The organism is Pseudoduganella sp. (assembly GCF_041914865.1).
Lineage (GTDB): Bacteria > Pseudomonadota > Gammaproteobacteria > Burkholderiales > Burkholderiaceae_D > Rugamonas.
On sequence record NZ_JAYSCO010000013.1, the window covers coordinates 68280 to 82798 of the forward strand.

A 14519-nucleotide genomic window follows, 5' to 3' on the forward strand; every position below is an offset into this window, starting at 1 on the left:
AACCCATGCGTCGAGCACTGATTACCGCCATCCTGGCCGCGCTGCTGCTGCCGGCCGCCGCCGCGCCCACGGTCACCATCGGCGCCGAGGACGACTGGGCGCCCTACTCGTCGGGCCCGGACGGGCATGCGCGCGGCTTTGCGGTGGACGTGGTGCGCGAGGCGTACGCCCTGGCAGGGGTGGATGTGCATTTCAAGGCCCTGCCCTATTCGCGCTGCATGGCCGAAACCAGGGCCGGACGCCTGCTGGCCTGCTTCGACGCGGTGCCCAACAGCCTGATCGCGCCGCATTACCTGTGGCCCAAGCTGCCGCTGTTCTCCACCCACATGAATATCTATGCGCGCGCCGGCGCGACGGAGCGCAACCTGCGCGCACGCGACCTGGAAGGCCATATCGTCGGCGTGCAGCGCGATTACGAGTACGGCGACGCGTTCGACCTCAACACGCGCATCGTGCGCCATGTGGTCGACAAGAACGAACACGGTTTCCGCATGCTGCACGCGGGCCGCATCCAGTATATGGCGGCGGAAGCGCGCATCGCCGAGGCGCTGTTCCGCAGCAAGCCAGCCGAATTCGGCGGCAAATTCGTCCTGGTCGGCACGGTCGCGACACCGGAACTCTTCATCGCCTTCAGCAAGCACTTCCCTGGCAGCGCCGACATGCTGGCCCGCTTCAACGAGGGCTACGCCAGGCTGCGCAAGTCGCCGCGCTACAAGGAGCTGGAAGACAAGTGGTTCAAGTAAGGCGCGCGCCGGCCGCCCGGCGCCGCGGCCTCAGAACGGCAGGCTGGCCGTGAACCAGCCGCGCACGCGCGACGACTTGCCGTCCGCGTCCTCGCCCTTGCTACCCGGCGCCGGGTTGGCGCCGATCTTGCGCGCCACCTGCACCTGCAGCGAGGCGCCGCCGGTGCTGCGCCAGGTCGCACCCAGGCCGGCGCCCTTCAGCGTATAGCTGTTGCCGGGACCGTTGGCCGGCAAGGCGCCGGTGTACACATGCTTGTTCAGGCGCACGTGGCCGGCATCGACAAAGGCCGCCAGGCCGGTGCGCCAGGCCGGCAGCTCCAGCTGCAGTTCGGCCGACAGCACGTGGCCTTCGTCGCCGCTGGCTTCCCCGGCCGGATAGGCGCGCACGCGGCCCGGTCCGCCCAGCGACATTTTTTCGCCGGACTCCAGGTTGCGCGAGGCGAACTGGCCGCTGGCGTTCAGCAGCAGGCCCAGGTTGCCCGCCACGCGCTGCAGGCGGCCCACCTGGTAGGACAGGTGGGCGAAGCGGCCGGCACTGCGCGCACCGGCGGCATCGGCCGCCGCCGCTGCCGCGTTGCCGTCCAGGTCAAGGTGGCCCAGGCCCAGCTCCAGGCTGGCCTGGGTGGCGGCGCTTTCCTGCTGGCGGCTGAAGCTCAGGGCCAGCGGCAGCAGCCGCACATGCTTGTCGCTGGTGACGGCGCCGCTGGCGAAGTTTTCGTAGCGCTTGTCGTCGTAGCCGGCGCGCAGCTGCAGGTTGGTGGCGCGCGTGCGCAGCAGCGGATAGCTGGCGATCAGCTGCGCCACATTGGCGGTGCCGTGCGCGTCCAGTGCCTTGAACTCCTCGCCCAGCTTGTAGCGCATGCGCGAGAAGGCGGCGCCGGCTTTCAGACCGCTGCCGCCCAGCGGCGCGATGTAGCCCGCGCGGCCGTAGCGGTAGCCGTCGCCGGCGGTGGAGGCCAGCAGCGACAGCTGGCCGCCGTAGCCGCCCAGGTCATTCAGCGCCAGGTTGCCGGACAGGCGCGTGGCGCCGGTGTAGCGGTTGCTGGCGTTGTCGATGCTGAGCGAGCCGCTGGCCAGCGGGCCTTCGCCCAGCTGCACCGCCAGCTCCGATTCGCCCAGGCCTTGGCCCTTGCTTAATTCGGCGCGCGCGCCCATGCCGGGCAGGTCCTGCACCAGCAGCAAGGCGCGCTCCAGGCGGTCTTCCTGCACCGGCTGGCCGACCGGTACCAGGGCGTCCAGGTAGCGCTGCGCCACGGCGGGGCGCAGGCGCACGCTGGCGTCTGGTACCAGGCGCACCTGCGAGATGCGGCCTTCCAGCACCTGGATGGTCACCTCGCCGTTGCCGATCTCCTGCGCCGGCAGCACGGCGCTGGCGACGAAATAGCCGCGTTCGCGGTAGAAGGCGGTGACGGCATTGCAGGCCTGCTGCAGTTCGGCGAAAGTGAGTTCGCGGCCGCTGTAGGGCGCCAGCACTTGCTGCAAGGCGGCCGGCGCGAATGCGCTCACGCCCTGCAGCACAAAGCGGCGCACCAGCACCTTCTGCGCGCCTTCCAGCGCCAGGCCCGGCAGCGGGGCGGCGTCGGGCAGCACCTTGCCGCTGGCGGCGGGCTGGCGCACCAGCGCCGGGGGACGGTTCTGTTCCAGGATGCGGCCGGCATCCGGCAGCGGTTGAGCCTGGGCCAGCGCCAGGGATGGGCTGCACAGGATGGCCAGCGCCAGGCTGTTTTTCGTATGTTTCTGCACTTGCTATCTTCCTGCTTCTGATCAGTTGGGGGCGCCGACGGTGTTCACGCCGCCGCCGCGCACCATTACGCGGCTGCCGCCGCCGATGGTGTATTCGCGGGTTTCATTGTCGGACTGCTGCTGCAGGGCGCTGCCGTTGCCGCCGTTCCGGCCAGACTGCACCAGCTGGCCCGCCAGCGCTGCCGCATTGGCACCGCCGTTGCTACCCGCGCCGCCGTTGCCGGCGACGCCTTCCGGCACGCGGTCCTGCACGCCGTTCGCGCCCGGCAGCGAGACCAGCGCCGCGCCGCCGTTGCCCAGCTGGGCCCACAGGCTGCCGCCCTGGCCCGGCATCGGCAGCGGTGGATTGAGCAAGCCGCCCACCAGGTTGTCGATCAGCTGCGGTGCGCGCTGCACGGTCAGCACGCCATTGACGTAGCTCACCGCATAGTTGTCCAGGCTGTTGCCGCTGATGTTGATGGCGTAGCTGCCGGCCGGCGCATCGAGACCGGCGCCGGTGCTGGTGCGCACGTCGCCCAGCAGGGCCACCGTATCGCCACCCACCAGGCCGGTAGCGGTCCAGGTCAGCGCCGGGTTGGCGTTGCCGAAGGCGCGCACCTGGTCGTCGGCGCGCACGACCAGCGTCGCCGGGGTGATATTGCCGCTGGCGGTGACGCTGCTGCTGGCCAGGACATAGTTGGACGCCAGGCCGCTGCCGTTGCCCAGCGTGTAACCGCTGGCCGTAACCACTTTGCCGTTGCCGGCATTGCGGTTGTCGAACTGGACGCTGGCCGGCGCCTGCAGCACCAGGCTTTCGCCGTTCACCAGGCCGGACAGCGTGCCGATGCTCGACAGGCTGGCATTGGTGGTGCCGTCGTAGGTCTTGTTGGCTACTGCCACGCCGCCGATCGATACCTGGCGCGCGCTGATGCTGCCTGCCAGCGTAACGTTCTTAGGCAGCAGATAGTTCGACAGCGCGGTGCCTGCAGCGGCCGAGACGGCGCCGCCCGGCAAGGCTGCCGTGACGCTGTTGGCGCCCGCCACATTGGCGCTGTTGTACTGCCCCTGCAGCGCGCCGACGCTGGCGCCTTCGCCGCTGGCAAAGCCGGACAGGCCAACCTGGCCGGCCGCCAGCTGTGCTGCGGTGCTGCCGTCGTACACTTTGCCGATGCTGCCGTTGGCAACCGCCGTCAGCGCCTTCGGCGTGATCGACGCGCTGGCGGTGGCGGCGCTGCCCACCGTGTAGTTGCCGGCATCGGCGCCCGACAGGGAAATGCCGGACACGGTGATCGCCTTGCCCTGGCCCACATTCTTGTCGCCAAAGACCGCGTTGCCGTTGACCTGCAGGCTGTCGCCGGCCAGGCGGTTGTCGCTGTAGGAGACAATCGCCGCCAGGGTGCCGTCGTACACCTTGTCGACGCCGGTCGCGCCCACCTGCAGCGCGCGCGGCGTGATGCTGGCGGTCGAATTGGCGATCACGGAGACGGTGTAGTTGCCCGCATCGGCGCCGCTCACGGAGACGCCGCTCAGGTTGACCGCCTTGTTGCTGCCGACGTTTTTGTCGGCGAAGCTGCCCGAGCCGCCGGACAGCGAGAGCTGGTCGCCGGCAATCCGGTTGTCGCCCGACAGCGAGACCGAGGTCGAAGTGCTGCCGTCGTACACCTTGTCCGCCGCCGTCACATTCACCGTCAGCGTGCGGCGCGTGATGGAGCCGGTGCCAGTGGCGGTGATCGATGCCAGCTGGTAGTTGGCGGCGTCCGCGCCGCCCAGCGTAATGCCGGTGGCGTTCACGGTCTTACCGGTGCCGGCGTTCTTGTCGGCGTAGCTGCCGCTGCCCGACAGGACCAGCGTATCGCCCGCCACGCGGTCGTCGGCAAAGCTCAGCTGCGCGGTGGTGGTGCCGTCGTACACCTTGGTGCTGCCGTTGGTGCTGACGTTCAGCGTACGCTGCGTGATATTGCCGCTGGCCGTCGCCGTGCTGGCGCCCAGCGCATAGTTCGCCGCGTCGGCGCCCGACAGGGTCAGGCCCGAAACCGTGATGGCCTTGCCGTTGCCGGCGTTCTTGTCGGCGTAGGCGGCGTTGCCGCTTACGCTCAGCACGTCGCCCGCCAGGCGGTTGTCGGCGTAAGTCACCACGGCCGCCACAGTGCCGTCGTACACCTTGTTGCCGCCGGTGGCAGTCGCCGTCAGCGTACGCGGCGTGATGTTGGCCGTGGTGCTGGCACTGGTCGCGGCCAGGGTGTAGTTGGCGGCGTCGGTGCCGCCCAGCGTGATGCCGGTGACGTTCACCGTCTTGCCGTTGCCGGCGTTCTTGTCGCTGAAGGCGGCCGCACCATAGCCCAGCGTCAGGGCATCGCCGCTGACGCGGTTGTCGGCCAGGGTCGCGCTGGCGGCCGTGGTCTGGTCATACACCTTGCCGGCGGCGCTGGCTGTCACCGCCAGGGCGCGCTGCGTGATATTGGCCGTGGTGCTGGCGGTCGTGGCCGACAAAGTGTAGTTGCTGGCGTCCGCGCCCGACAGCGTGATGCCGCTGACGCTGACCGTCTTGCCGTTGCCGGCATTCTTGTCGGCGAAGGCGGCGTTGCCGCTGAGCGCCAGGTCGTCACCGGCCACGCGGTTGTCGCCGAAGTTCACGCTGGCCGCCGTGCTGCCGTCGTACACCCGGTTCACGCCGGTGGCGCTGACCGCCAAGCTGCGCGCCGTGATATCGGCGCTGCCGCTGGCGGTGCTGGAGGCCAGCACGTAGTTGTCCTTGTCGGCGCCGGACAACGAAATGCCGTTGACCACCAGCGCCTTGCCGCTGCCCGCGTTCTTGTCGAGGAAGGCAGCGCTGCCGCCGGTCACGGTCAGCAGGTCGCCGGCCACGCGGTCGTCGCCCAGCGTTGCCGTGGCCGCCGTGGTGCCGTCGTAGACCTTGTTGCTGCCCACGGCATTCACCACCAGCGTACGCTGGGTGATATTGCCGGTGGTGGTGGCCACGGCGCCCGACACGGTGTAGTTGCCGGCATCGGCGCCGGACAGGGTCACCGCGCCGACCTGGATGGTCTTGCCGGTGCCGACGTTCTTGTCGGCGAAAGTGCCGCTGCCGTTCACCGCCAGCACGTCGCCCTGCACGCGGTCGTCGCTGAACGACACGGTGATGCCGGTGCCGCCGTCGTACACCTTGTTGCTGCCTGCGATGCTGATGTTCAGCGTGCGCGCGGTGATATCGGCGCTGGTGCTGATGCTGCTGGATGCCAGCGTGTAGTTGCCCGCATCGGCGCCGCTCAGGGCCAGGCCGCTGGCGGTCACGGTCTTGCCGGTGCCGGCGTTCTTGTCGGCGAAGGCGGCGCTGCCGCCCACTGCCAGCACGTCGCCAGCCAGGCGGTCGTCGGTATAGCTGACGGTGGCGGCGGTGCTGCCGTCATACTGCTTGTTGGCCGCGGTGGCGCCCAGTACGTTCAGCGTGCGCTTGCCGATATTGGCGCTGGCGGTGGCGCCGCTCGACGCCAGGGTGTAGTTGCCGGCGTCGGTGCCGCCCAGCGCGATGCCGCTGACGCTGATCGCCTTGCCGCTGCCCGCGTTCTTGTCGGCGAAGGCGGCACCGCTGTAGGTCAGCGACAAGACGTCGCCCGAGACGCGGTCGTCGCCCAGCGTCACGCTGGCGGCCGTGCCCTGGTCATAGGTCTTGTCGATGCCAGTGGCGCTGGCGGTGAGCGTGCGCTTGCCGACGTTGGCCGTGGTCGCGGCGCTGGTGGACGACAGGACGTAGTTGACCGCATCGGCGCCGGACAGGGCGATGCCGCTCACGCTGACCGCCTTGCCATTGCCCGCATTCTTGTCGGCGAAAGTGGCGTTGCCGCTGATCGTCAGCACATCGCCGCCTACGCGGTTGTCGCCGTAGGTCACGCTGGCGGCGGTGCTGCCATCGTAGGTGCGGTCCACGCCGCTGGCCGTCACGTTCAGGCTGCGCGCGGCAATGTCTGCACTGCCGCTCGCGGTGCTGGAGGCCAGCACGTAGTTGGCGGCGTCGGCGCCGCCCAGCGTGATGCCGGCCACGCTCAGCGCCTTGGCGCTGCCTGCGTTCTTGTCGGCGAAGTTTGCGCTGCCGCTGCCCAGCATGAGCGAGTCGCCGGCCACGCGGTCGTCGGTCAGGGTCACGCTGGCCGCGGTGGTGCCGTCGTAAATCTTGTTGCCGCCGCTGGTTCCCACCGTCAGCGTGCGCTGCGTGATATTGCCGGTGGCGGCAGCCGTGCTGACCGACAGCGAGTAGTTGTTCGCGTCGGCACCGGACAACGAGATACCGCTGACCGAGATCGCTTTGCCGGTGCCGGCATTCTTGTCGGCGAAGCTCGCGCTGCCGCCTACGGTCAGCGTATCGCCCGCCACACGGTCGTCGCCAAAACTGACGCTGGCGGCGGTACTGCCGTCGTACACCTTGTTGTTGCCGGTGGCAGTCACCGCCAGCGCGCGCGGGGTGATCGCTGCCGTGCCGCTCGCCGTAGGAGAGGCCAGGGTGTAGTTGCCGGCGTCCGCGCCGGACAGCGCCAGGCCGCTGGCCGTCACGGTCTTGCCGCTGCCTGCGTTCTTGTCGGCGAATGCCGCGCTGCCGGATACGGTCAGCACATCGGTGCCGATGCGGTTGTCCGTGAAGCTGGCGACGGCTGCCGCGGTGCCGTCGTACACCTTGTTGGCGGCATTCACACCCACGGTCAGCTGGCGCGGCGTGATGGCGGCGCTGGCGGTGGCGCTGGTCGAAGCCAGCACGTAGTTCGCCGCATCGGCGCCGGCAACGGCGATGCCGTTCACCTGTACCGTTTTGCCGTTGCCGGCGTTCTTGTCGGCGAACGCGGCGCCGCTGCTGGAGAGCGACAGGGTGTCGCCCGCCACGCGGTCGTCGCCCAGGGTGGCAGTGGCGGCAACGCCGCCGTCGTACACCTTGTCGGCGGCAGTAGCGCTCACGTTCAGGGTGCGCGCGGTGATGTTGGCCGTGGTGCTGGCCGAGGTGGAAGCCAGCGTGTAGTTGCCCGCATCGGTGCCGGACAGGGAAATGCCGCTCACGCTGACCGCCTTGCCCGTGCCTACCTGTTTGCTGGCGAAGGTGCTCGATGCGGCGCTGGCCGTCAGCACGTCGCCCGCCACGCGGTTGTCGCCCAGGGTCACGCCGGCCGACAGCAGGCCGTCGTACACCTTGTTGATGCCGGTGGCCGACACCGTCAGCTGGCGCGGCGTCACCTGCAGCGTGCCGCCGGCGAAGTTGATGGTATAGCCGAGCGAGCTGGCCAGGGTGCCGATATTCAGGTTGTAAGTACCGACGTTCTTGGTGAAGCCAGTGGCGGCAGCGGAGCCGGTAAAGCCGGCCGACGCGTCGTTGTCGATCAGACCGACCGGGATGTAATTGAAGACAGGCAGCGTGCCGGTACCGTCGTAGACTTTGCTTGCCGCCTGCGCGCTCACGGTCAGCGTAGGCGCCCGCTTGTACATGAACCAGTTGGCCCCCGTTGCATAGGCTGGCGCGCTGCCGGTGTAGGCCTGGTTGTAATGCTTGCTGTAGCCGCTCATGCCCTCCAATGCCTTGTCCGGATCATCGGCATATACGTGGTAGTAGCCGTTGGCGCCGCCCTGCAGCGCGGTGGCACCGGCTTTATTGGTAAAGGTGCCGCCACCCGCGCCGGCCGCCGCCACCACCACCGTCGCGGCGCCGTTGCCGCCGCGCCCAACCAGGCTGCCGCCGGCCTCGATCACAACGTTGCTGCCTTCGTCCGCGCCCTTATTGACAACCGTCACCGTGTTGCCTTTGACGGTACCGGCGATGGTGATGTCGCCGTTCGCTTTATAGGTTTGCCCTGCGCCGGTATCGATGGTCAGGTTGACATTACCGGCATCGATGGTCCGGCCGCTGTCGACGCTGATCACGGCCTCGCCCGCAGCGCGATAGGTGCTGACCACACCCGCTGTAGTACCTGCGTTGGCCGTCACGTTCAGCGTGCCGCCCATGGTGATGTCGGAACCGAGCACCACGCTGCGGCCCGCCTGCAGCGTCAGGTTGCCGTTGCCGGCGGCGGTCATGGCGCTGCCGCTCTCCCAGGTAATGTCGTTATTGGCCTGCAGCGTGATGCTGGTGCCGGCCGCCAGCGCGGCGGCCAGCTTCTGCGCGTCCATGGTGGCGTTCAGGTGCGCCTTGGCCGTCGCGTGGCTGAAGCTCAGCGAACCGGCGGCCGGCGCCGGCACCAGGCGGAACACCGACACCGCGCCGCTGCCGGCCGTGTTGCCGTCGCTGGAGTTGGTGAAGGGCTGGCCCACCACCAGGCCGTCGCCGGCGCCGTTCAGCGCCACGGCGAAGCCGAAGTTGCCGTAATTGTCCAGGTCCAGGCTGATGTCCCGGCCCTGGGTATAGTCGCGCCCGAGCGAAGCGGTCAGGCTGGCCGTGGCGAAGTTGGCGCCCATGTCGAACACGCGCACCGCGCCAGGACCGGGGCCATTGGCTTCCAGGCCGCCGTTGCCCGGCTCGCCGACTGCCAGGCGCGTGCCGGCGTCGCTCAGCGCCAGTGCGGAGCCGAACAGCGCGCCTTCGCGCAGCGTGATATTGGCCTTGCTGCCGCCCTGGCCGATGGTGCCGGCCAGGCTGCGGCCGCTGAACGCGTTGTTGTACAGGTAGACCATGCCGCGCCCACTGTTCTCGCCCGGCGCGCCCACCGCCAGCTGGCTGCCGGTATCGTCCAGCGCAACGGCGGTGCCGAACTGCGCCTCGGACGAGGCGCCGCCGGTGAAGCTGCCGACGCTGCCGAAGGTGGCGCCCGACTTGCTGAACAGCTCGACGCTGTTGGCGTACAGCGCGCCCACCGCCAGCTTGTCGCCGGCGCCGTTCAGGGCGACCGACACGCCGAAGCCGCTGCCGGCGCCGTGCGTCCCGCTGCTAATGACCTGGCCCGCCGTCGGCGCACTGAAGCCGCTGCCGAAGCTGAAGGTGTACACCTTGCCCGCCAGGTCCGCGCCCAGGGCGCCGACAGCCAGCGCGGTGCCGTTGTTGTTCAGGGCTACCGAGCTGCCGAACATGTCCTGGCCGGCCAGGCTGGCCGACAGGTTCAGGTTGTTGGTGCCGGTGTAGCCATGGCCGATGGTGCCGGCCAGCGTGGCACCGCTGAAATTGCCGCCGCTGAAGCTGAACAGGCGCACCGCGCCGTAGTTCTTGTCGGCCGCGCCGGCCACGCCGTCGTCGAACGGCGCGCCGACCGCCATGCCGTTGCCGTCCGAGGTCAGGGCCACGCTGTAGCCCATGCCGTCGCCTTCGTCCAGGCCGGCAACGTTGTAATGCTTGCCGCCGCTGAAGCCTTTGCCCAGGATGGCGTCATAGGTCCACACGTTGGCGTAATTGCCGATCACGATATTCTTCGGGTCCAGCAGCAGGTGGCCGCCCTGGCCCAGGCTGATGCTGTCCAGGCCCACGTAGCGCAGGTCTTCCTTGCCGGAGATTTCCACCGCGCCGCCGCTGGCCGCGCCGGTGGCCTTGATAGCGCCCAGCATGGTGGTCTGCTTCTGCGACCATATGATGGCGGTGCCGCCCTGGCCGCCCGCGCCGCGCGCGGACACGTCCAGCAGGGTGCTGTCGTTGATGAAGGTGGCGTCGGCATTGGCGATGGCGGCGGTGGCGCCCCAGCGCCCGCTGAAGCGCTGCGCATCCGGCGCGTCGGCGCGCTGCGCGCCGCCCTGGAAGGCGCCGCCCACGCGCACCAGGCCGCCCTGGGTAGCGCCGGAGGCGTCCACCTGCGTGCCCAGCAGGCGCACGTCGGCCCCGCCCAGATCCACGCGTCCGCCCACGCCGGCCATGCCGCGCGCATCGTGGCGGCCGGACGACAGCAGGCTGCCGCCGGCCTGCAGCGCAATGCTGCCGCCGTCGGTGGCGCCGCGCACATTGCTCGATGCCGCGCTGTTTTCCAGCAGGCCGGCGCCGGAGGCCAGCACGATGCTGCCGCCCTGCCCGGCCGAACCGGCAGCCGACAGCGCCGCCGCATTCGACAGCTCGCCCGCCGCTTTCACGGCCACGCTGCCGCCTTGCAGGCCGTCGGCGCGCAGCGCGCCATCCAGCGCCACAAAGCTGCCTTCCACCGCCACGCTGCCGCCGCGCCCGTGCGCCGCGGAGGCGTCCAGGCTGCCGGCCTGGACCTGGCCGTCGCCCACCAGGCGGATCGTGCCGCCGTCGGTCACCAGGCCGCGCGCCTGCACCACGCCGCTGTTGTTGACGGTGGAGCGCGCCAGCGCTTCGGCGGCGCGCGCCGTCAGCAGCACCTGGCCGCCGTCGGCCTGCACCAGGCCCTTGTTCTCGGCCAGCGCGTCCAGCGCACCCTGCTCCACGCGCACGGTGATCAGGCCGTCGCCGCGGAAGTCCAGGCCCACGGCCTGGCCGGCGGCCAGCGCCACGCTGCCGCCGTTGGCGCTGATGCTGCCGCTGCTCGAAACGCTTGGCGCCAGCAGCGCCACAACGCCGCCCGGCGCGCGCAGCGTGCCTTCATTGCGCACCGCGCCCGCCGCGCCATCGGCGCGGAACTGGTAGCTGCCGGACAGGAAGGACTGGTCGGACAGGCCAAGGCTGGTCGCCACCAGGCCGCCCACATCCACCTGCGCGCCGGCGCCGAACAGCACGCCCTGCGGGTTGACCAGGAACACCTTGCCGTTGGAGGACAGCTTGCCCAGGATGGTGGTGGCCTCGCCGCCCACCACCCGGTTCAGCGCCACGGACGACGCGTTCGGCTGGTTGAAGCGCACCTGCGCATTGGCGCCGATGTCAAAGCCTTGCCAGTTCATGATGGCCTGCTGCGTGGCCTGGCTGACGGTCATGCTGTTGCCCTTCACAGACACGCCGGCCTGCCCCGCCACCAGCCGCATGCCGGTCGGCAGCGCATTCGCAGGCGGCGCCGCCAATGCGCTTCCGCTGGCAGCGCCCAGCGCCAGGCTGGCCGCCAGCACGGCGGCGGCACGGCGCCGCGCGCCGCCCTTGCCATGGCTGCGCGTGCCCTCGGCCACGGCGACCCAGCAGCGGTGCAGCGTGCTCCAGACGAGGCGGTAGAAACGGTTGGCGGAAGCGTGTTTGTGCATGGGATCAGTCCTCAGGCCTGCAGGTTGAAGTCGGCGCGCAGCAGAATGCGGGCGCCCTGGCGCGCGCCGGGCTGCAGGAACAGCAGCTGGCGGCCGGTGGCTTCGTGTTCGATTTCATAGCTGCCGGCCTGGATGGCCGGCACGGCGGCGGCGGAGAACAGCAGGGAGAACTGCTGGCTGGCGCGGCCCTCGGGGGCCAGCTGCGCGGTTTCCACCGCCTGCAGCGTGAGTTGCAGCGCGCGGTGCTCAGGGTGGTTCAGCCAGAAGGACTGGTTCACCAGGGTCTCGGCCACGGCGCGGCTCCAGGCGAAATCGCCGCCCGCCGCGGCGCCCTCGGATGCCGCCACCGGCGCGGTGATGCCCAGGCCCGCTGCCAGCAGCGAACCGCCGCCCGCCTTCAGCCAGGCGCGGCGCGAAAATGCTTGCTCACTCACTGTTGTTCTCCCATCGTGTTCTCCCATTCCATGGCCCGGTGCATGCCGGACACCCCAGTTTCTTTAAAGCCCAGGCGGCGATACAGCGCCTCGGCCGGATTGTTCAGTACTACATTCAGGCGCAGCGGCTGGCGCGCCGCCGCTGCCTGCTGCTGCAAGCCGCGCAATAGGCCGCCGCCGATGCCGCGCCCGCGCCATTCCGGCAGCAGCGCAATATCCAGCAGCAGAAAGGCGCCGGCGTGCTGCGCCACCACCATCCGCCCCACCGCCGCGCCGCCCACTTCGATCACCTCGAAGCGCGCCTGCGGATAGCCATGGCGGAACGACTGCTGCTGCGCCGCGAACTGCAGGTCGAGCAAGGTGTCGAGCGTGGCGGCATCCAGCCCGCCCAGGCCGAGCTCCGGCCCGCGCACCGCGCCGAACAGCGCGCGCAGGAAGGCGCGGTCGGCCGCGGTCTCGCTGCGCAGGGCAAGCGCGCCGCGCTCGCTCATGCGCGCGGCGGGAATTCGCCTTGCATGGCGATGCAGAACAGCATGCCCAGGTAAGGCTGGCGGTTGTTATGCGGCTGCCCGCTGCCCGCCGGCGCCACCGGGTTGGGCTCCACCGTTTGCATCCCGCCCACGTTCTGGCTGAATATGTGGTTGACCTGGCCCGCCGCGTTCTTGGCGAATCCGGTCGACGAACCGGGCGCCACCTGCGAGGCGGCCGAGGTAGCGGCTCGCAGCTGGTGGGTGTGCACCGGGATCTGGGCAGCGGTCAGCGTGACGCTCGACGTGCCGCCCTGCTCGCCCAGGAAGCGCGGCGACAGGCCCTGGCCCTGGCCCGGGTGCATCGGCATGCGGCCGTTCAGGTCCGGCAAAGCGAACGTCGATTTGCCGTCGCCGCCGTAGGTGGTGCCCAGCAGGGAGAACAGCGCCGTGTTCTGCGAAATCGGCAGCAGCTGGCCGTCGCAGGTGGCCCAGCCCTTGGGCGCAAAATTGCCGGCAAAGATGCGGACTTCCGCAACAAATGGAGAACTCATCGTGTGCCTTTCAGTTCTGGGGCTGAGGGAACATGCCGTACAGCGAGATGATGAAATTGATGCAGGTGTACGGCGCCATATTGGTGTGCGGCTGCGAGCCGCCTGCGGAGCCCATGGCATTCAGCGCCATGGCCTGGGTACCGCCGTCCGTCAGGCCGTAAATGCCCGAACCCGCGCCGACCGAGGCCGCCGGATAGCCGTTCAGGTTGGTGTAGGCGCCGCTGCCGCGCTCCGTGCTGGCCACCATCGCGTGCGTATGGCTGGGGATCTGCGTATGGTTCAGGGTCACTTCCTCCACCCCGCCCCATTCGGCCAGCGTGAAGTTGAAACCGCCTACCGAACCGGCGTGCATCGGCACGCGGCCCTGCAGGTTCGGCAGCGCGAAGGTCGACTGGCCGTCGCCACCATAGGTGGTGCCGAGCAGGATGAACAGGGCGTCAAACTCGGAGATCTGCAGCAGCTGGCCATCGCAGAAGGCCCAGCCGGTCGGAGCGAAATTACCCGCAAACATGCGGATTTCGCCGAGGTATGAATCAGACATAGTTACTCCGTTCAGGTGGGAGATGGGAATACGCCCTGCAGCGCAATCACGTAGTTGAGGACCAGGTAAGGCTGCATGTTCAGGTGTGGCTGCGAACCGCCGACGCTGGACACCGTGGCCGGCGCCATCTGCGTGTTCGGGGTGCCGTTGAACATGTCGCGCCCCAGGCGGCCCTTGCGCGCCAACAGCGCACCGGCCGGATCGCCCGAGTTGGCGACCGCGGTACTGGCGGAAACCGTGTGCTGGTGGCTCGGCATCTCGGCGTGGGTCAGCGTATGCGCCACCTCGCCGCCGGCCTGGCCGCGCGTCACTTCGCCGCTCCAGCCGGCATGCACCGGCACGCGGCCGCGCAGGTCGGGCAAGGCGAAATTGGTCTGGCCGTTGCCGCCGTAGGTCGTCCCCAGCAGCGAAAACAATGCCTGGTTCTGGTTAATCGGCAGCAGCTGGCCGTTGCAGAAGGCCCAGCCCTTGGGCGGGTAATTGAACGCGACGAGTTTGATCTCGCCCATGTAAGGCGTTCCCATGTCAGCTCCTGGAGGGATTAGTTATTGAATACGGCGTGGTACTGCACGCCGGCCGCAGTGCGGGCGACGGGTACCAGGAAAATGGCGAGCGGCGCATCGCCGTCGCGCAGCAGTTCCACGGTCTGCTGCTCCAGCTCGGGCGCAGGCGGCCCCTGGAAAGTCAGCGCAAACGCTTGCGGATTGCCCGATGGTTCAACCTCGGCCAGCACCAGGGCCAGCCCCAGCTCCGGCGGTGCGCCGGCAACGGAAAATACGGCCCCGAGACGAGCCTGGAAGTAGCTTACATCTGTCAACACGGCAATCCTGCAAAAATTCTATTCGTGAAAAATTGATCATTGTACGATGAAAAATGCTTAATCTGTATTACAATTTTGCAACAATCGTGAAAAAACAGGCGTTGCAAAGCTTATACTTTCAATGAGTTAGCAACGCTTCCGGGCGCCCCTCCCCTCGTGCCGATTT

General features: G+C 69.1%; 9 protein-coding genes. 1 reads left to right on the top strand and 8 read right to left on the bottom strand.

Features of this window, described 5'->3' with window-relative positions; genetic code table 11:
- The first annotated feature begins 5 nt into the window (after nt 1-5).
- A complete protein-coding gene (locus ACE3TQ_RS08900) occupies nt 6-743 on the top strand; it encodes a substrate-binding periplasmic protein (protein WP_374581735.1) in 738 nt (245 codons plus the stop codon).
- 30 nt (nt 744-773) lie between these two features.
- On the opposite strand, the gene ACE3TQ_RS08905 is transcribed toward ACE3TQ_RS08900, so the two are convergent.
- From ACE3TQ_RS08905 to ACE3TQ_RS08940, 8 genes are read right to left on the bottom strand one after another with little or no spacing between them, the layout of a single operon-like run.
- Nucleotides 774-2486, bottom strand: a complete 1713-nt coding sequence (locus tag ACE3TQ_RS08905) for a ShlB/FhaC/HecB family hemolysin secretion/activation protein (protein WP_374581736.1) — start codon at nt 2484-2486, stop codon at nt 774-776.
- A 21-nt stretch (nt 2487-2507) separates the two neighbouring features.
- Nucleotides 2508-11537, bottom strand: coding sequence for a YDG domain-containing protein (locus ACE3TQ_RS08910; RefSeq protein WP_374581737.1), 9030 nt, complete (start codon nt 11535-11537; stop codon nt 2508-2510).
- A gap of 11 nt (nt 11538-11548) precedes the next feature.
- The gene (locus tag ACE3TQ_RS08915) at nt 11549-11971 is read right to left on the bottom strand and encodes a hypothetical protein (RefSeq protein WP_374581738.1); all 423 of its coding nucleotides are present in this window, start codon (nt 11969-11971) and stop codon (nt 11549-11551) included.
- The gene (locus ACE3TQ_RS08920; RefSeq protein WP_374581740.1) at nt 11968-12462 is read right to left on the bottom strand and encodes a GNAT family N-acetyltransferase; all 495 of its coding nucleotides are present in this window, start codon (nt 12460-12462) and stop codon (nt 11968-11970) included. Before ACE3TQ_RS08920 ends, ACE3TQ_RS08915 begins: the two co-directional genes overlap by 4 nt.
- Complete coding sequence (locus ACE3TQ_RS08925) at nt 12459-12992, bottom strand: phage tail protein (protein ID WP_374581741.1); 534 nt, start codon at nt 12990-12992, stop codon at nt 12459-12461. The genes ACE3TQ_RS08920 and ACE3TQ_RS08925 overlap by 4 nt, the downstream gene beginning before the upstream one ends.
- A 10-nt stretch (nt 12993-13002) precedes the next feature.
- Nucleotides 13003-13533: a phage tail protein gene (locus tag ACE3TQ_RS08930; RefSeq protein WP_374581742.1), complete on the bottom strand. Its 531-nt coding sequence runs from the start codon at nt 13531-13533 to the stop codon at nt 13003-13005.
- Between the two features lie 11 nt (nt 13534-13544).
- Nucleotides 13545-14057, bottom strand: a complete 513-nt coding sequence (locus ACE3TQ_RS08935) for a phage tail protein (protein WP_374581744.1) — start codon at nt 14055-14057, stop codon at nt 13545-13547.
- Nucleotides 14058-14074: 17 nt separating this feature from the next.
- On the bottom strand, nt 14075-14353 hold the full coding sequence (locus ACE3TQ_RS08940; protein ID WP_374581745.1) for a hypothetical protein: 279 nt from the start codon (nt 14351-14353) through the stop codon (nt 14075-14077).
- Between the last annotated feature and the right edge of the window lie 166 nt (nt 14354-14519).

What these genes read in the sequence shown, in the direction of transcription:
- ACE3TQ_RS08930 (WP_374581742.1), bottom strand. Translation starts at nt 13,533, where the DNA reads ATGTCTGATTCATACCTCGGCGAAATCCGCATGTTTGCGGGTAATTTC.
- ACE3TQ_RS08900 (WP_374581735.1), top strand. Translation starts at nt 6, where the DNA reads ATGCGTCGAGCACTGATTACCGCCATCCTGGCCGCGCTGCTGCTGCCG.
- ACE3TQ_RS08935 (WP_374581744.1), bottom strand. Translation starts at nt 14,057, where the DNA reads ATGGGAACGCCTTACATGGGCGAGATCAAACTCGTCGCGTTCAATTAC.
- ACE3TQ_RS08910 (WP_374581737.1), bottom strand. Translation starts at nt 11,537, where the DNA reads ATGCACAAACACGCTTCCGCCAACCGTTTCTACCGCCTCGTCTGGAGC.
- ACE3TQ_RS08925 (WP_374581741.1), bottom strand. Translation starts at nt 12,992, where the DNA reads ATGAGTTCTCCATTTGTTGCGGAAGTCCGCATCTTTGCCGGCAATTTT.
- ACE3TQ_RS08920 (WP_374581740.1), bottom strand. Translation starts at nt 12,462, where the DNA reads ATGAGCGAGCGCGGCGCGCTTGCCCTGCGCAGCGAGACCGCGGCCGAC.